At 68.1% G+C, this 16,461-nt stretch carries 15 protein-coding genes and 1 pseudogene; 7 read left to right on the top strand and 9 right to left on the bottom strand.

Translation table 11 applies throughout. The annotated features are described in order from the left end of the window. Both VGF12_RS23405 and VGF12_RS23400 read left to right on the top strand, forming a co-directional pair. Positions 1 to 310 (top strand): annotated as a pseudogene (locus VGF12_RS23405) (GGDEF domain-containing protein); the annotation flags it as partial. A 36-nt stretch (positions 311 to 346) separates the two neighbouring features. Further along, positions 347 to 910, top strand: coding sequence for a hypothetical protein (locus tag VGF12_RS23400; protein WP_331178451.1), 564 nt, complete (start codon positions 347 to 349; stop codon positions 908 to 910). Positions 911 to 919: 9 nt separating this feature from the next. On the opposite strand, the gene VGF12_RS23395 is transcribed toward VGF12_RS23400, so the two are convergent. Together VGF12_RS23395 and VGF12_RS23390 are read right to left on the bottom strand one after the other, a co-directional pair. After that, on the bottom strand, positions 920 to 2,560 hold the full coding sequence (locus VGF12_RS23395; protein WP_331178450.1) for a TonB family protein: 1,641 nt from the start codon (positions 2,558 to 2,560) through the stop codon (positions 920 to 922). Positions 2,561 to 2,734: 174 nt separating this feature from the next. Further along, complete coding sequence (locus tag VGF12_RS23390) at positions 2,735 to 3,667, bottom strand: NAD(P)-dependent oxidoreductase (protein WP_331178449.1); 933 nt, start codon at positions 3,665 to 3,667, stop codon at positions 2,735 to 2,737. Positions 3,668 to 3,901: 234 nt separating this feature from the next. Between VGF12_RS23390 and VGF12_RS23385 the strand changes: the two genes are divergently transcribed. Beyond that, positions 3,902 to 5,947 (top strand): M13 family metallopeptidase, encoded by a 2,046-nt coding sequence (locus VGF12_RS23385; RefSeq protein WP_331178448.1) that lies wholly within the window; start codon positions 3,902 to 3,904, stop codon positions 5,945 to 5,947. Positions 5,948 to 5,961: 14 nt separating this feature from the next. Here the strand turns inward: VGF12_RS23385 and VGF12_RS23380 are convergent, their stop codons facing one another. Both VGF12_RS23380 and VGF12_RS23375 read right to left on the bottom strand, forming a co-directional pair. After that, positions 5,962 to 6,537, bottom strand: a complete 576-nt coding sequence (locus VGF12_RS23380) for a hypothetical protein (protein WP_331178447.1) — start codon at positions 6,535 to 6,537, stop codon at positions 5,962 to 5,964. 12 nt (positions 6,538 to 6,549) lie between these two features. Then, the gene (locus VGF12_RS23375) at positions 6,550 to 7,728 is read right to left on the bottom strand and encodes a hypothetical protein (protein WP_331178446.1); all 1,179 of its coding nucleotides are present in this window, start codon (positions 7,726 to 7,728) and stop codon (positions 6,550 to 6,552) included. A 140-nt stretch (positions 7,729 to 7,868) separates the two neighbouring features. Between VGF12_RS23375 and VGF12_RS23370 the strand changes: the two genes are divergently transcribed. After that, on the top strand, positions 7,869 to 8,615 hold the full coding sequence (locus VGF12_RS23370; RefSeq protein WP_414710190.1) for an SDR family oxidoreductase: 747 nt from the start codon (positions 7,869 to 7,871) through the stop codon (positions 8,613 to 8,615). Between the two features lie 28 nt (positions 8,616 to 8,643). On the opposite strand, the gene VGF12_RS23365 is transcribed toward VGF12_RS23370, so the two are convergent. Then, complete coding sequence (locus tag VGF12_RS23365; RefSeq protein ID WP_331178444.1) at positions 8,644 to 9,489, bottom strand: septal ring lytic transglycosylase RlpA family protein; 846 nt, start codon at positions 9,487 to 9,489, stop codon at positions 8,644 to 8,646. A 64-nt stretch (positions 9,490 to 9,553) separates the two neighbouring features. Between VGF12_RS23365 and VGF12_RS23360 the strand changes: the two genes are divergently transcribed. Beyond that, the gene (locus VGF12_RS23360) at positions 9,554 to 10,252 is read left to right on the top strand and encodes a fumarylacetoacetate hydrolase family protein (protein ID WP_331178443.1); all 699 of its coding nucleotides are present in this window, start codon (positions 9,554 to 9,556) and stop codon (positions 10,250 to 10,252) included. 6 nt (positions 10,253 to 10,258) lie between these two features. Continuing rightward, positions 10,259 to 11,125 (top strand): carboxylating nicotinate-nucleotide diphosphorylase, encoded by an 867-nt coding sequence (nadC, locus tag VGF12_RS23355; RefSeq protein ID WP_331178442.1) that lies wholly within the window; start codon positions 10,259 to 10,261, stop codon positions 11,123 to 11,125. Here the strand turns inward: nadC and VGF12_RS23350 are convergent, their stop codons facing one another. Then, entirely contained in the window at positions 11,126 to 11,863 is a 738-nt protein-coding gene (locus VGF12_RS23350) for a proteasome-type protease (RefSeq protein WP_331178441.1), read from the bottom strand. It abuts the gene before it with no gap. Then, on the bottom strand, positions 11,860 to 12,894 hold the full coding sequence (locus VGF12_RS23345) for a sugar nucleotide-binding protein (RefSeq protein WP_331178440.1): 1,035 nt from the start codon (positions 12,892 to 12,894) through the stop codon (positions 11,860 to 11,862). The genes VGF12_RS23350 and VGF12_RS23345 overlap by 4 nt, the downstream gene beginning before the upstream one ends. A 95-nt stretch (positions 12,895 to 12,989) precedes the next feature. Between VGF12_RS23345 and VGF12_RS23340 the strand changes: the two genes are divergently transcribed. Further along, complete coding sequence (locus tag VGF12_RS23340; protein ID WP_331178439.1) at positions 12,990 to 13,880, top strand: LysR family transcriptional regulator; 891 nt, start codon at positions 12,990 to 12,992, stop codon at positions 13,878 to 13,880. A 268-nt stretch (positions 13,881 to 14,148) separates the two neighbouring features. Here the strand turns inward: VGF12_RS23340 and VGF12_RS23335 are convergent, their stop codons facing one another. Further along, positions 14,149 to 15,039 (bottom strand): hypothetical protein, encoded by an 891-nt coding sequence (locus tag VGF12_RS23335; protein ID WP_331178438.1) that lies wholly within the window; start codon positions 15,037 to 15,039, stop codon positions 14,149 to 14,151. Continuing rightward, the gene (locus VGF12_RS23330; RefSeq protein WP_331178437.1) at positions 15,032 to 16,156 is read right to left on the bottom strand and encodes a type IV toxin-antitoxin system AbiEi family antitoxin; all 1,125 of its coding nucleotides are present in this window, start codon (positions 16,154 to 16,156) and stop codon (positions 15,032 to 15,034) included. The genes VGF12_RS23335 and VGF12_RS23330 overlap by 8 nt, the downstream gene beginning before the upstream one ends. Positions 16,157 to 16,461 lie beyond the last annotated feature (305 nt).

Raw genomic sequence — 16,461 nt, 5'->3', positions numbered from 1 at the left:
GGCCGAGCGCGCGCGCCAGGCCGTGGCGGCCCAGCCCTTCGAGTTGGCCGGCGGTGTGCGCGTGGCGCTGACCTGTTCGGTCGGTTTCTCGGCTTTCCCGCTGTGTGCGGCCCTGCCGCGCGCCCTCGACTGGCATGCCGCCATCGACCTGGCCGATGCGGCGCTGTACGAGGCCAAGGACACCGGCCGCAACGCCTGGGTCGGCCTGCTCGACGCCCGCGCCTTCGGCGAGGACGAATTGCGTCAGGACATTCGTCGCCCGCTCGAGGCTTGGGCGACCAGCGGCCGGCTGACCTTGCTGCGCTCCTAGCGCCGGCCCCCAGCACATTCACGTCAGGGATTTGGCATGGCAGTGTCTTCATCCACCGCATTCCTGCTCGCTGTCGCGGGTGGGGTGTGCCTTGTCGCGCCGGCGCGAGCCACCGAGACCTCGGCTTGCGAGGCGAAGTACAACGAAGTTGCACCCGATGCGATCAAGCTGCCCTACCGGGAGTTCGACCAGTCGGACGCCGGCTGGCGCAAACTGGGCAACTGCTTCGCGGAGGCATCCGTGCTGCTGGGACGCTATGTCCGGAAGCAGGAGATGGAGTTGCGTGGGGTGCGCTGGCACCTTGCCCAGACCCTCGCGATGTCGGGTGAGAACGCCCGCGCCGCTGAGGAGGCGCTCAAGTCGTTGAATCCCGATGAGGCCAGGCAGCATCCCACCTTCAGCTGGAACACCTATGTGCTGGCGACCGTGGCCTACCTCCGTGAGGACCGGGCCGCCTTCGATGTTCAGTACGAAGCGCACCGCCTCGCGGCTGCAAAGTACCCCGAGAACCAGACGAACCTGGACGTCCTCACCGGGCTGTCAAACTGCTTCGGCAAACCCTACAAGGACGCCTACGGAAGCTGCCGCACGGCGCCTTAGCCGGCGTTCTCAGTACAGCCGTATTGCCGTGTCGAAGTGCCAGGTGCGGCGGATCTCAATGACGTCGTACTCGCGCGCCAAGGCGGGTGGGAAGGGTGGGTAGTTGGCCTGACTCTCGATGACGCGGCGGACCGCGTCGTCAATGGCCGGCACGCCGCTGGAGCGGACGAAGCTGACCGACTCCACGGTGCCGTCGCTGCGCAGGGCGACCGTCACCAGCGGGTCGGTGTGGGGCTGTTTGACGACTTCGCGCACCTGATCGTAGGTGGGATTGAGCTGGATCTTGCGCGCCCACGCCTCGGCGTAGAGCACCATCTCGGCATTCGCATCGGTGCGGCCGAAGAGGCGGCCGCGGCGGGCGCTGCTCCAGGAGGACGGCAGGTTGGACTGGGCCTGGCGGGCCGCATCGCGCTTGGCGGCCTCCTCGTTGAGCTGCTGCCCGATGGCGCGCAGCCTCGCCTCGCGCAACTCTTCCGCCGCCTTGGCGGCGGCCAATCTGGCGGCTTCGGTGCGGGCCAGCTCCTGGCGCGCTGCTTCCTGGCGTCCCGCCTCCTGCCGAGCCGCCTCCTGCCGAGCCGCCTCTTGCCGAGCCGCTTCTTGCCGGGCCGCCTCCTGCCGAGCCGCTTCCTGCTTCGAGGCCTCCTGGCGAGCTGCGACTTGCCGGGCAGCTTCAGCTCGTGCCATCTCCTGGCGAGCGGCCTCCTGTCGGATCGCTTCGACGCGTGCGGCTTCGGCCTGGGCGGCTTCCTGGCGCGCAGCCTCCTGGGTGGCGGCGCGGCGTATGGTCTCCTGCCGCTCGGCCTCCAGGCGTGCCGCTTCGACGCGGGCCGCCTCCTGCCTTGCCGCGGCCTGGCGCTGGGCCTCCTGACGTTCGGCTTCCAGTCTCGTGGCTTCAGCTCGCGCCGCTTCCAGGCGCACCGCCTCCTTGCGTGCGATTTCCAGCCTGGCGGCCTCCAAGCGGGCGGCCTCCAAGCGGGCAGCTTCCTGGCGGTCCGTCTCCGCCTGGGCGGCGGCCATTCGTTCGGTCTGCTGCTGGGCTTGCTGCTGCGCCTCGCGCCTGGCGCGGTCGAGCTGGGCCAGTTCGGCGGTGCGATCGCGGGTCTCCCGCTCCATGGCAGCCCGGGTCGTGTCGCCGGGCTCGCGAAGCCGCGTCACCGCGGTCAGCGGGTCGGACGCGGCGGCGAGGGCGGCGATGACGGGGGCGGAGGCTGGCAAGGCGGGGGGAACACTCCAGGTCGTTTCGCGGGGGTGCTCGACAGCGATGACGGCGGGGGCTGCGGGGGTGGCGGGGGCTGCGGGTGGTGCGTCGTCAGCGGCCACCGCGACATCGGCATGCGTCGATGGCAGCGCCTGCTCGGATGCCGTCGGGTCTTGGGCCGGCGGCGCGGGGGCGGCCGCGGGCTCTGCCGGCGGCGTCAAGAGCACGACGCGCAGATCCGGTACTTCGGCGCGCCGGGCCTGCCAGGGCAGCGTCAGGCCGGGCAGGCCCAGCCCTTCGCCACCGAAGGTCAGGCTCAGCAGCAGCGCGTGGACCAGCAGTGAGACGATCAGCGCGCGGGCCGGGCCGCTACGCCGGCCGCGCGGCCAGGACAGGGGCGGGCTGGAAGCGGGCGTCGGCGCTAGGCGGGAGCCGGTGGACCAGCGGCTCAAGCCGGCCCCGCCATCGCTGTGCGGCAGCGATGCCTTGGCCGCCCGCCCTGGCAGGGCCGGCTCGGCTGGGCGAGGCAGGTGAACCGCATTCGCCCATTGTCGTCAGACGCGCGGCCGGCCCGGTACCGGGTTGGCCCCCGATCCGGGGAGCCGTCCCCCGAATGCTGGCGGGTCTCAGACCGGCGTGGGTAGCGGCGCACCCTGCTGCCAGGCCTCGACATTGGCGATGAAGTTGTCCAGCGTCGCGCGGATGGCCTGCGGTGACCAACCCGCTACGTGCGGCGTGAGGAGGACGTTGTCCATACCCAGCAGCTCCTGGGGCGCCAGGGGCTCGCTCTCGTACACGTCCAGCGCCGCACCGGCAATGTGGCCGGCGCGTAGCGCGGCCGCCAGCGCGGCGGTGTCCACGCAACTGCCGCGTGCGATGTTCACCACATGGCCACCGGATCCCAGGCAGGCCAGCACTCCGGCGTCGACGATGTGTCTCGTGGCCGCGCCGCCGGGCGTGGCGACGACGAGGTCGTCGGCCCAGGTGGCGAGCGCCCTCACGCTGTCGAAATAGATGGCGCCTGCCGCGGCCTCGCTGGGGCGACGGTTGTGATAACCGATCACCATGCCGAAGGCGGCCGCGCGCGCGGCGATCTTGCGGCCTATGCCACCCAGGCCAATCACACCCAGGCGCCGGCCAGTGAGTTGTGGGAACAGCGGCAGCGCGTCGCGCCAGGCACCGGCCCGCAGTGCCGCATCCTGTTGCCGCAGGGCCCGCACGCTTGCCAGGAGCAGGGCTAGTGTGTGGTCGGCCACGCAGTCGTCGTTGGTGCCCGCGCCGTTGCAGGTGAGGATGCCACGCGCCTTGGCCGCGGCCACGTCGAGGTTCTCGTAGCCGGCACCCTGGGCAGCCAGCAACTTCAGATTCGGGCAGGCGGCGATCTCGGCAGCCGTGAAGCCAGTGGCGCCATTGGTCAGCACCAGCTCGATGTCCGGACCATGGGCCGCGATGGCGGCGGCGCGCGTCGCGGCGGTGGGGGCGTCGATGACGCGGAAACGGTTGAGCAGCAGGGCCTTGTGTTCATCGACGATGGCGACGAGCAGCAGCAGGGTGTTCATGGGGCGCGCAAGCAATCTGAATGCGCGCATCATGGCCGATCCGCACGACTTCGCCTCACCTAAGGAATTCCGTGCATGGCTGGCACGGCATGCCGGGACGGCGAAAGAGCTGTTGGTGGGCTTCCGCAAGCTGGGCCATGGCGGGCGCCGCCGAGGCCCTTCGCCTGCCCTGACGAATGGCGTGCTGCGTGGGCCGCACCACAATCCTGCCATCTTCAAATCTTCCCGACGGCCATGAAACGACTGTTGCTCCCCACGTTGCTGGTGGCGACCCTGGCTCAGGCTGCCAGTGAGACGCCGCTGGAGGCCCTGCCCTACACGCCCAGCCTGGACGTGACGGCCATGGACCGCAGCGTTGACCCCTGCGACGACCTCTACCGCTTCGCCTGCGGCGCCTGGAGCACGGCCAACCCCATCCCGGCGGACCAATCGCGTTGGTCGGTCTACGCCAAGATGGCCAACGAGAATCAGCGCTATCTGTGGGGCGTGCTGAACAAGCTCGGCGAGCCCGGCGCGGACCGCAGCGAGGCCCAGGCCAAGTTGGGTGACTACTTCGCCGCCTGCATGGACGAGGGCGCCGTGGAGGCCGCCGGCCTGAAAGGCCTGCAGCCGCTGCTGGAGCGCATCGACTCGCTGAAGGACAAGCGCGCGCTGCCCGCCTTGCTGGCCGAGCTGCAGCTTGCTGCGGGCAACGACCGCCTCTTCTTCGGCTTCAGCTCGGGCCAGGACTTCGCCGACGCGACGCGCCAGATCGCCTTCGCCTCGGCCGGGGGCCTGGGCCTGCCCGACCGAGACTACTACCTCAAGGGCGACGGCAAGACGCTGAAGATCCGCGCCGCCTACGAGGCCCACGTGGCCCAGGTCTTCGAGCTGCTCGGCGATGCGCCCGCCATCGCCCGGACGGCCGCACGCAGCGTGCTGGCGACAGAGACGGTGTTGGCCAGGGCATCGCTCAGCAAGGTCGACAAGCGCGACCCTTACAAGACCTTCCACGTCGTCGATGCGCGCGGTCTGAAAGCCTTGATGCCCGACTTCGATTGGGCCACCTACCAGGCGGCACTGGGCACCACACCTTGGCATGCGCGCTACAACGTCACCGAGCCGGCCTTCTTCAAGGCGCTCGGCGCGCGGCTTCGTGTCATGGGCCTGGCCGACGTGAAGACCTATCTGCGCTGGCATCTGGTCAGCAGCCTGGCGCCGGCGCTGGACTCGCGCCTGGTGCAGGCCAACTTCGACTTCTATGGTCAGACGCTGCACGGCACGCCGCAGTTGAAGGCGCGCTGGAAGCGCTGCGTGCAGCTCGTTGACCTGCAGCTGGGCGAGGCGTTGGGCCAGGAATTCGTCGCTCGGAACTTCACGCCTGATCTGAAGGCCGCCACGGTGCAGATGACGGATGAAATCGAGGCCGCGATGGCGCGCAGCATCGACAGCCTGGCCTGGATGAGCGCCGAGACCAAGGCCCGCGCCCACGCCAAGCTCAAGGCCATCGTCAACAAAGTGGGCTATCCCGAGCGCTGGCGCGACTATGCGGCATTGGCCGTGCAGCGTGGCGACTTCCTCGGCAACGTGATGCGGGGGAATGTCTTCGAGGCCAAGCGCCGCTTGGCCAAGATCGGCCAGCCGCTGGACCGAGGCGAGTGGGGCATGACGCCGCAGACGGTGAACGCCTACTACGACGCGCAGATGAACGACATCAACTTTCCCGCTGGCGTGCTGCAGGCGCCGCTGTACGACCCGCGGCTGGACGAGGCGCCCAATTACGGCAATACCGGCGCCACCATCGGGCACGAACTCACGCACGGATTCGACGACGAAGGCCGTCAGTTCGACGCCCAGGGCAACTTGAAGAACTGGTGGACCAAGAAGGACGGCCAGGCCTTCGAGCAGCGCGCCGCCTGCGTGGCCGACCAGTACGCGACCTACACCGTGGTCGATGACATCAAGATCAATTCCAGGCTGACGCTGGGCGAGGACCTCGCTGACCTCGGCGGCCTCATCCTGGCCTGGGAGGCCTGGAAAGTGCACATGACAGGCAAGACGCTGGAAAACCGCGATGGCATGACGCCTGAGCAGCGCTTCTTTGTCGGCTTCGCGCAGTGGGACTGCGCCGACGCCCGTCCCGAGGCCTTGCGCGTGCAGGCCAAGGTGGATCCGCATTCGCCGCCGCGCTGGCGCATCAACGGCGTCGTCGTCAACATGCCGGAGTTCGAGCAGGCGTTCTCGTGCAAGCCGGGGGCCAAGCTCGTCAAGCCGGCCGGTCGCCACTGCAAGGTCTGGTGAGGTCCTGCCCCCCCTCAGCGCGGCGACGGCTTGGGGCACCAGTCGTGCCCGGGCGCGGCCTCGCACAGGCGCGCGTAGGCCGAGCGCACATCCAGGGTCGCGCTGGCAGCCGTGGCCGGCGCTGACACCTGCAGGGTGTCGATGGGCGTGTTGGCGACGAGAACGGCCGAGACCTGGCGCCGCGTCAGCCGCACGAGGCCGTCGCCCTCGCTGGCATTGAGCACGGTGTCGGGCACCACGGTGCTGGCGACGATGCGCCCTGCGGACAGGCCCGTGATGGTCACCGTGTCGGCCGCGTCGTCGCGCGAGGGGCGGGCCTGACGCAGGGGCACGCGGGCCGCGGCGACGGAATTCAGCGCGACGGTGCTGCCGTCTATCGTCAAACTCAGCGCCAAGCCGTTGGCGGTGCCGGCCAGCACGTGCGCATTCACGGCGTCATCGGACTCGGCCACTGGCCGAGGCTCGACGAGCACGGCCTTGCCGCCGTCCGAGGCCTGCGGCGCGGACTTGGTGGGCTCGTTTGTCTGCGCGCTCGCGGCGCCAGCCAGCATCAGCAGTGCCGCGACCTGTGAGATGAGCATCAGCTTCATGGCCGCCTCCATTCAATAGCAGGCGCCGCTGGTGCACCGATTGATGCGCGTGCCCAGCGCGCGCCCCGCCAGCGTGCGCCAGTCGCTGCCCAGCACGCGGTCCTCCATCGTCGTGTCCTGGCCGTCGTCGTTGCGCCAGGTGCCCGTGCTGCCGATCTGTACACATTGCGATGCGGGCAGGCTGCTGGCCGTGGACGCGGACTCGCAGGCTGATTTGGAGCCGAACACGTTCTTGGGCGTCGAGATGGAGGAGTTGCCGCCACCCACGTATTCATCGCCCAGGCCGAACAGGAAATGACCGGCCTCGTGCAGCATGACCCAGGCCGCGTCGCCGAGGGTGGTCTGCGCCGTGCCGGCGCCGCCGCCCAGTGAAATGGAAGCGCAGTCGCGGAAGGCGTTGCGGTGCAGGATCTGCGTGCCGTCGAAGGCCGCGCGCACGGTCGCGGCGGGCTCGGCGAAGGTGCGCGTGCAGCCCTCACCGTCGCCGCCGGTCGGCCCGGCCCAGACGTTGAACAGGCCCTTCCAGAAGCGCGTCCATTGCGTGAAGTTGTGGGTGTCCGTGTAGAACAGCGCAAGCACCAGCGGCTGCAGGTCGTCGGTGAAGGCGCGGTAGCTGGGCATGTCGGCATCAGGTACCAGGCCCCAGTCGATCTTGTCGCCACGGTCCGTGGCGGAGGACGGTGCATCGGTGCGCCAGATGATCGGTCGTGCGGTCTGCCACGGCACCGTGAGGGTGCCGCCGAAGGGCAGGGGCAGCGTGGCCTGTGTCAGTGGCGCTCCGCCGGCATAGGTCACCGCGGGGGCGGAGCTGGTGCGGTTGCCGCCGCTGCGTGCACTGGCCGAGTAGGTGACCAGGCGCTGCGGCGTGATGGCGATGGGCAGGCTGCAACTCACCTCGGTCTTGACGTTGGCGAAGCTGCACACCGCACCCAGGGCCACCGCGTTGCGGCGGCAGGGGATGAGGCTCGGGAAGGAGAAGCCGCCGGTGTTGCAGGCCGTCAGCTCCCCGACGACGGCGTTGATGCGGATCTCGGCGATGCCGTCACGTGTCTCGGTGGCGCGCACGGTGATGGTGGAGGTGTGGTTCTCGGCCCGGTAGAGCGGGTTGTGCTGTGCGTTCACGACTGGCGTGCCCGCGCAGGCGCACAGTAGAGGCAGCACGAAGCCGAACAGCAGCAGATGGCGCAGCATCTAGGTCTCCCCGGCGCGACGATGGGCGCGCTCGCTGGAAATCTAGGCGCCTTACCGCGGCCTTGCGCCTGCCAAGCTAGGGGGCGACATCCCGACTCTGGAGGATGCGGCGGCCCCCCTCAACCGGCGGGGCCACAATGCTGACCATGCCGAATTGGATCCTGATCACGGGAGGTTCACGTGGCATCGGCGCCGCGACGGTGTTGAGTTGCGCTGCGGCGGGCTGGGACGTGGCCATCAACTACGCGCAGGACGGCGCCGCGGCCGAGGCGCTGGCTGACCGGGTGCGTGCGCTGGGCCGCCGCGCCATCACGCTGCACGCCGACGTGGCCGACGAGGCACAGGTGGCGGCGATGTTCGAGCGGCTGGATGCCCAGAGCGGACGGCTGGCGGGCCTGGTCAACAACGCGGGGATCGTGGCGCCAGCCGTGCGGCTGGAGGCGATGACGACCGAGCGTTGGCGCCGCCTCTTCGACGTCAATGTGCTCGGCACGCTGCGCTGCTGCCAACTGGCCGCGCGGCGCATGAGCACGGCGCGTGGCGGGGCTGGGGGCGCCATCGTCAACGTCAGCTCGCGCGCGGCTGAGTTCGGCTCGGCCGGCATCTACGTGGACTACGCTGCAACCAAGGGCGCCGTCGACACGCTGACCAAGGGGCTGGCGCGCGAGCTGATCGGCGAGGGCATCCGCGTCAACGGCGTGCGTCCCGGCATCATCGAGACCGACATCCACGCTGCCAGTGGCCTGGATGCAGGTGCCGCCGCATCCTCCATTCCCATCCAGCGTCTGGGCCGTGCCGAGGAGGTGGCCGAGGCCATCGTCTGGCTGCTGGGCGACGCGGCCAGCTACACGGTGGGCGCGCTGCTGGACGTTTCGGGCGGGCGCTGAGTCCGCACCGGGACGACCGTCCGTCGATTCACCGCTTCTCGACCAGGCTGGACTCCATGCCGTGCTCGGTGCGCAGCTTGTCGGACTGCGCGCGGGCCTCGTCGATGGTGGGGAAGGGGCCGGCGCGCAGCCGGTGCAGACCGGCCTCGCGCACGATGGTCAGCAGCGGCAGCAGGCTGAGATCAGCCTCGGCCACGCGCTGGCGCAGGCCCTCGGCGCTGTCCAGTTTGGCGAAGGCGCCGAACTGCAGCCAATACACGCCGCCGCCCGCGGCCAGGGCCGGCGCGGTGGTCTCGCGCAGCGGTGCGCCAGGCGGCGTGTCCGGCACGAACATGGGCGTGGATTCGCTGGTGGGCTTGACCCAGTTCCCGGCGCGGATCTCGGCGTGCGTGATGCGACGCACCTCCACCGGCGTCACGCCGCGCAGCACGTCCAGCTTCAGCGCGGCGGTGTAGCTGAGGTCGATGATGCGGCCCTTGTGGAAGGGGCCACGGTCGTTGATTCGGACAATGATCTCGCGTCCGTTGGACGGATTGCGCACGCGGGCATAGCTGGGGATGGGCAGCGTGGCGTGAGCGGCCGTCATCGCGTACATGTTGTAGACCTCGCCGCTGGCCGTGGGCCGGCCGTGGAACTTCTTGCCGTACCAGGACGCAAGGCCTTTCTCGGCATACACCGCGTCGCCCTTCAGCGGCTCATAGCGCTCGCCCAGCACTTCGTAGGGCTTGTTGGGTCCGCCGATGCGGATGGGGTCCAGGCGCGGCACGGCGTCGGGCAGACTGCCGAGGTTGGACGGTGGGTTGCGCTCGGGGCCGTCGCGCTCGCTGCTGCCGCCGCCACCGGAGCGCGTCGCGCAGCCGGTCAGCAGCACCATCGCCAGCAGTAGAAAAGCCAGCCCAGTATGCTGTGCGATCTGTCCCAATCGGCTAAGCCTTGCCATGAGCAACTTCGTCTTCCCTCCGGTCGATATTCCCAGCGCCGCAGTGCGTGGCACCGAGGCCCGTTACGCGGTGCGACGCATCTTCTGCGTCGGCCGCAACTATGCCGATCATGCCCGTGAGATGGGGTCCGACCCGACGCGCGAGCCGCCGTTCTATTTCACCAAACCGGCCACGGCGCTGACGCCCTCCGGTTCGACCGTGCCGTACCCCACCGAGACCAAGAACTATCACTACGAGATGGAGTTGGTGCTAGCCCTGGGCGCGCCGGTCTTCAAGGTCACGCCCGAAGCGGCCGTGGCCGCCATCTGGGGATATGCGGCAGGCCTGGACATGACGCGCCGCGACCTGCAGGCCGCCGCCAAAGCGGCGGGCAAGCCGTGGGACACGGCCAAGGGGTTCGACCAGTCGGCCATCCTGGGCGAGATCGTGCGCGTGGCCGACATCGGACGCCTCGACAAAGGCGCCATCACGCTGGCCGTCAACGGTGTGGAGAAGCAGCGTGGCGACCTGGCCGACATGATCTGGAATTCCGCCGAGATCGTCTCCAACCTCTCGTACCTCTATCACCTGCATCCGGGCGACCTGATCTACACGGGCACGCCGGCCGGCGTGGGGGCGGTGGTGCCGGGAGACGTACTGGCGGGCCGCATCGAGGGACTGGGTGAGATCCACCTGACCGTCGGCCCCGCGGAGTGAGTGACGATGTTCTCTTCTGAGGAAACGCTGGCGCAAGCCCGCGCACGCAACATCCACGAGGCGTTGGCCGAGGACATCGGCCATTGCGACTGGACGGCATTGCTCGTACCCGCGGGCCGGCGCGTGGCCGCCCAGGTGAAGGTGCGCGAGGCGGCCGTGCTGTGCGGGCGCGACTGGTTCGACGGTGTGTTCGCTGCGCTGGACGCGACGGCTCGCATCACCTGGCTCTACGACGAAGGTGCGCCGATGGCGGCGGACAGCATCGTCTGCCGCATCGAGGCTGATGGCCGTGCGCTGCTGAGCGCCGAGCGGCCGGCGCTGAACTTCCTGCAGCTGCTGTCCGGCACGGCAACGATCACGCGCACCCATGTGGAGGCCGTGGCCGGCGCCAGTCCCAACCGGTCGGGCTGCGCCATCCTCGACACGCGCAAGACGGTGCCGGGCCTGCGCCTGGCGCAGAAGTACGCGGTGCGCGTGGGCGGCGGCCAGAACCAGCGGCTGGCGCTGTACGCGGGCATCCTCATCAAGGAGAATCACATCGCGGCGGCTGGTGGCGTGGGCGAAGCGTTGCGCGCGGCGCAGGCATTGAAGTCGGGCGTGGACATCCAGGTCGAGGTCGAGACCATTGCGCAGCTGCGCGAGGCGCTGGAGGCCGGCGCCCTCAGCGTGCTGCTGGACAACTTCAGCGAGCCTCAGATGCGCGAGGCGGTGGCCGTGAACGCTGGCCGGGCGCTGCTGGAGGTGTCGGGCGGGGTCGCGCTGGACCAGCTGCGCTGGATTGCCGCCACCGGTGTGGACCGGATCTCCATCGGGCGCCTGACCAAGGACGTCAGGGCAATCGACTACTCGATGCGGGTGCTTGGCCCAGTCTGATCAGGCGTCGAACCAGGGCTCGTTGGGCAGGTCGTCGAAGACCTTGCGCAGCCCCGCGCTCCAGCCGGTGCGCAGCGCCAGGAAATAGGGGTCGTCGCGCTCGATGCGGTGCGGCGGCTTCATCGCCATCTCGAACTGATTGGCGCGAAGCATCAGCATGTCGATGGGCAGGCCCACCGAAAGGTTGGACTGGATGGTGGAGTCGAAGCTGACCAGTGTGCACTTGGCGGCCTCGTCCAGCCCAGTCGTGTCAAAGCGGATGACGCGGTCGATGATGGGCTTGCCGTACTTGCTCTCGCCGATCTGGAAGTAGGGCGTGTCCTCCGTCGCCTCGATGAAGTTGCCCTGCGGGTAGACATGGAAGAGCCGCGGCCCCTCGCCCTTGATCTGGCCGCCGATCAGCATGTTGGCGCCGAAGTCCACACTGCCGTGCTGGTCGTCGCTGTCGCGCGCGACGATCTCCTTGAGCGTGCGCCCGAGCAGCACGGCCGCGTCATACAGCGTCGGCACGTTGAGCAGGTGCTCGCCGTCGCCATGCAGGCGCTGGTTCAGCACGGAGATGACAGACTGCGTCGTCGCCAGGTTGCCCGCGGTCAGGATGACGATCTCGCGCAAGTGCGGGATCTGGAACTGGTACATCTTGCGGAAGCTGGCGATGTGGTCGACCCCGGCGTTGGTGCGGGTGTCGGAGGCGAACAGCAGGCCCGCGCGCAGGCGCATGGCGACGCAGTAGGTCATGGGGAGGTCCCGGCGAATGTGCTGGAGGCCATATTACGGCCGGCTGTGCGAGGAGGCAGGCAGCCCTGGCCGCGTAGCGCGGCCTCGACGGCCTCCTCGAGCGGTGTATGCGGCTCTTGGCCCAGCGCGGCGACGAGGCGGCTGTTGTCCATGCGCACGGGTCGCTGCCAGAGGTAGCGCATCTCGCGCATCTCTCGGAGCGTGGCGACGAAGGGCGAGGCCAAGTTCAGCAGCCACCACGGCAGAGCGACGATGCGCGGCGGCGTGCCGCCATGGCGGGCGACGACGCGCTGGATGGCCTCGGCCATCTCGCGGCCGCTGGCGTCCCAGTGGCCGGCCATGTGGAAGCTCGCGAAGGCCGGCAGGCCATCGCGCCGCGCCAGCAGCTCGACTAGGGTGCGCGCCACGTCGGGCAGATAGGCCCATTGGTGACCCACTCCAGGAGCGCCTGGATTGCTGATCGTCGCCACTGGCCTGCCGGGCTTCACCAATCCCTGTGAGAACCAGTTGTTGCCTGCTTTCGGCCCAAAGAAGTCGCCCGCCCTGACGATGAGCACGCGCAGGCCCGTCTCGCAGGCCATGCGCAGCCGCCTTTCCATCTCGACACGGATGGCGCCCTTGCGCGTGAGGGGCCGTTGAGGCGAGTCCTCGCGCAGCAGTGGGAATGCGTCAGGGCCGAAGTTGTAGACCGTGCCGGGCAGGACCAGTGTGGCGCCCTCGGCCCGTGCCGCGGCGATGCTGTGCTCCAGCATGGGCAATACGACGCGATCCCAGTCGCGGTAGCCGGGCGGATTGACGGCGTGCACGAGGACACCGCATTCCCGGGCGGCTGCAGCCACGTCGGCGGCATTCAGCGCGTCGCCGCGCAGCCAGTGGATGCCATCGCGCAGCTCGTGCGCCGCTACCAGGCCGCGCTTCAGCGCCACAACCTGCCACCCCGCGTCGCGCAACTGTCGCGCGGTCTCGCCACCGATGCCGCCGCTCGCCCCGAGCACGAGGACCTTCTTCGCCCTGTCTTCTCCACCTTGCATCACCGAGCTCCCACCGTTGTCGATGGCGGCCATTCTCAAAAAGGATGGCTTCTGTGGGAATTGCTGAAGTTGACTCAGCGGCTATACATTTATGAATGGCCTCGACATTGCCCTGGGAACTGCTCCATACCTTTTTGGGCGTGCTAAGGGAGGGCTCGCTGTCGGGGGCCGCGCGGGTGTTGGGATTGACCCAACCCACCGTGGGCCGCCATGTCGCCGCGTTGGAGCACGCGCTGGGACAGTCGCTTTTCACTCGCTCGTCGACCGGCCTGCTGGCCACCGAGGCCGCGCTGGCGTTGCGTGGCCATGCGGAGCAGATGGAATCAGCGGCTGCCGCGCTGCAGCGGGCGGCAACGGCAAGCGGCGGCGAAGTTCGCGGCACGGTGCGCGTCACGGCCAGCGAGATCATTGGCGTGGAGGTGCTGGCTGGGGTGTTTGCCGGGCTGCGCCAGCGTCATCCTGGCTTGGTGCTGGAGCTGGTGTTGAGCAACCAGCTGCAGGACTTGCTGCACCGCGAGGCCGACATCGCCGTGCGCATGACGCCGCCCCAGCAGGGGCAGCTGATTGCGCGGCGCATCGGCAGCATCGAACTGGGCCTGCATGCCCGGCCCGACTATCTGGACCGTCACGGCCGGCCGGCGACGCTGGCCGAGCTGCGGGGCCATGCGCTCATCGGCTTTGATGCGGTGACTCCCTTCATCCGCGCCGGGTCCGGACGCCTTGGCGGCATCGGCCGAGACAGTTTCGCGTTGCGCTGCGATTCGGACCTCGCCCAGCTTGCGCTGGTGCGTGCTGGCGCCGGCATTGGCATCTGCCAGGCGGTTCTGGGGCGGCGCGAGCCTTTGCTGGAGCGCGTGCTGGCGGATCAGTTTGCCTGGCCGCTAGAGACCTGGGTGGCCATGCACGAGGACTTGCGCCAGAACATGCCTTGCAGGGTTGTTTTCGATGCCCTGGCGGAGGGGCTGTCGACTCATGTCGACGCCTGAGGTCGTTGGCTTTCCGGACTGTGAACACGCCAGCATCGAGGAGTTCGTCGCAGCGCTGAAAGCCTACATCCGCAAACCAGTCCAAGCTTTTGTCCGCATCCCCGGTTCGGCCGTCCCCAGTTGATACGAATGGTGAGCTGCATGGAGGGCGGTTGCGGGCAGTCGCCTCGTCGAGCACCAACTGGAAGCGGCATAGCCGGTACCGTCGGTCTAGCTCGCGGCGAAGCGATATTGATTCGAGCCCAGGCGCTGGTCACGGGCTTTGCAGCTAGCCAGCCTTCTCGTTCACGAGCCGGAGGAACTCGGTCACCAGGCCGCTGACCTCCCGCTGCGCGAGAGCCCGCTCGTCGGGATCCTCGAGGCCGTGGAACGACGCATATCGCCCGGGGCCATCTTTTTCATGGCCGGCCGTCGTGCCGTCGTCGCAGAACTTCATTTCCAGAATCGTCAACGCCCTTCGCATGGGCACCTCATGTTGGCCTGAGGTGAGCTTGGCGGCAAACTCGGCGGCAATCGACTCTGGCGAGGCCTTGTAGTAGCGCAGGACGTGGATGACGTCAGCGACGTCTTTGTGCTCGTAGCGGTGCTCCATTGCCAGCGCTTTGAGGGTGACGAACGCAACGGCATCGGCATGACGAACGGTCTCGACCGAGATGCCATCGCCGTCCGGCCGTTCGACGCGGAGTTCCTGCTCCAAGTACCAGTCGCTGGCGATCCCCGCGTAGGGAATGCGGCAGGCCGAGATCTCCTCGCCGTCCAGGGACTCCACGCCCTTGCCGGCGGGATCGTCGGTGTTGACCAGGAACTCCACAACGATTCGCTCATCGTGGATATCGCGGGCCCACTGCCAAGAACTAGGCTTGCCGTTCTTGACGTGCCGCTGGAAGCCCGCCGCCTTCAGTTGATCGCGCAGCGAGCTGTAGTCCTCGCCCGCGGCGAGCACAGCGACATCGAGCACGACATCGACGTCGGTGGTGCCGACGTGTGCCGGCACGTCGGGTGGCGCTTCGGGTGCCAGGTACCGCGGCACGAGACCACCGATCAGGCGAACCGTGGGCTTCAGGGTGCCAAACGCCTGAAGCAGCAGTACGAGTGCGGTCTCGCAGGCCAGCGTCTTCTCCTTGCTGTACGCCTCCGCCGACTTGTGCTTTTCAGTCATGGTCCGACTCTCCCAGCTTCAGGACTCGTTCGCGGTATTCGCGGGCCAGTTCCTTGTTTCGTCCGACGCCGTCGAGCAAGTCGAGATACTGGATGAAGGGGCTGGTGAAGCGTGAGTCGGGACGCTCCGGGTGCTCGTCAAGGAACTGCAGCGATGCCCCCGAGCGCTCGACGAAGGTGATGTTCGAGCCTTTGTCTGCTCGCTCGAGCCCCATCTCTTCGGCCCATGGTTTCGCCAGGCCGGGAGGCACGATGACCAGTACGCGGTCGACGACCGTCAGGTGCGGGACTCTTGCATTGGCGGCTGCGGCACCGGAGATTGCCCATCCGCTGCGGCCGTCCATCTTCTGGAGGATGCGATCGACGATTCCGCCTCGGCCACCTGCATAGGTGTAGAGCCGGGTGCGCGGCTCAGATCGAGCACGGCGCGTCCATTCGCTGCTCCAGGCATCGAGCAGCCCACTCGCATTTTTGAGGCGACGTCGCTGCGAGGGCCCAGATCCGGTCGCTTCGACCCAGTCGTGCTTCTCAAGCTCCTGCAGTGTCTTGGAGACGGTGAACGTGGAGGTTTCAGCGGTAGTGGCCAGCTCGGTGCCCGCCACCCAGCATTGCTCGCCCGTTCGGTACCAATGCATGAGCAGGGCATGGATCACCTGTTCGCGCGCCCCGTTGAAGAGACTGCCTATCTTCCGGTCAGGCGGCTGCTTGGAGGGGCGCTCAATGTCGATGAGCCAGGTGCGGTAGCGGAAGAGGAGCGTGCCCGAAGAGGATTCAAAGTAGTTGATGCCGGCGGCTCTCAGCACATCTTTCGCGGTGCTTGTGAGATGTCGTGCGGCGACGACCGGGACTGCTGGTGGCTCATCCTGCCCACGCTGGTCATTGAAACACGTCAAGAATTCAGCCAGGCGGCGGGCGTCACGGGGATAGGTGGCGTCCACAGCTTCCACAGCAAGGTCGACAGCGTCTGCTTGGTTTGGAAGCTTGACACGTAGAAGTGCGTCGAGCCTCTGACGCTCGTCGAACGGTATTTCTTCGTGTTGGTCAAGGAGCTCGCTGTCCGTGGCTGCCTGGAGGGCATCCATAAACTCCTTCACCAGCACCTGCTCAGCTGCTTGCATGCTTGCATATTAGCTGCGCAGCAAATATAGGTCAAACTGCTAACCTATCTGCAATGCTTTCATTTGCTGCGCGGCAAATATTGCCTCAATGGCTAACATAGACGCTTCTGTGTTCTGTTCTGATCACCACGGAAGGTCGCCAGCCTTCCGAAGGGGCGCACAGCAGCATGGTGAGCTTGCCGGCATAACCCAGAGGGCTTTCGCGGACCACCGGCTGCCTCGGGATGCTTCAGTGCGCCGGCACCCAGGCATGGCACCCCGTACCTAGCTACCCGTATGCGGTCGACGACGTCAGGGAAGTACGC

It is taken from the genome of Roseateles sp. (assembly GCF_036404855.1).
Lineage (GTDB): Bacteria > Pseudomonadota > Gammaproteobacteria > Burkholderiales > Burkholderiaceae_C > Pelomonas.
Note: the sequence above shows the minus strand (reverse complement) of the source record. Positions and strands in the feature narration are given on the sequence as shown.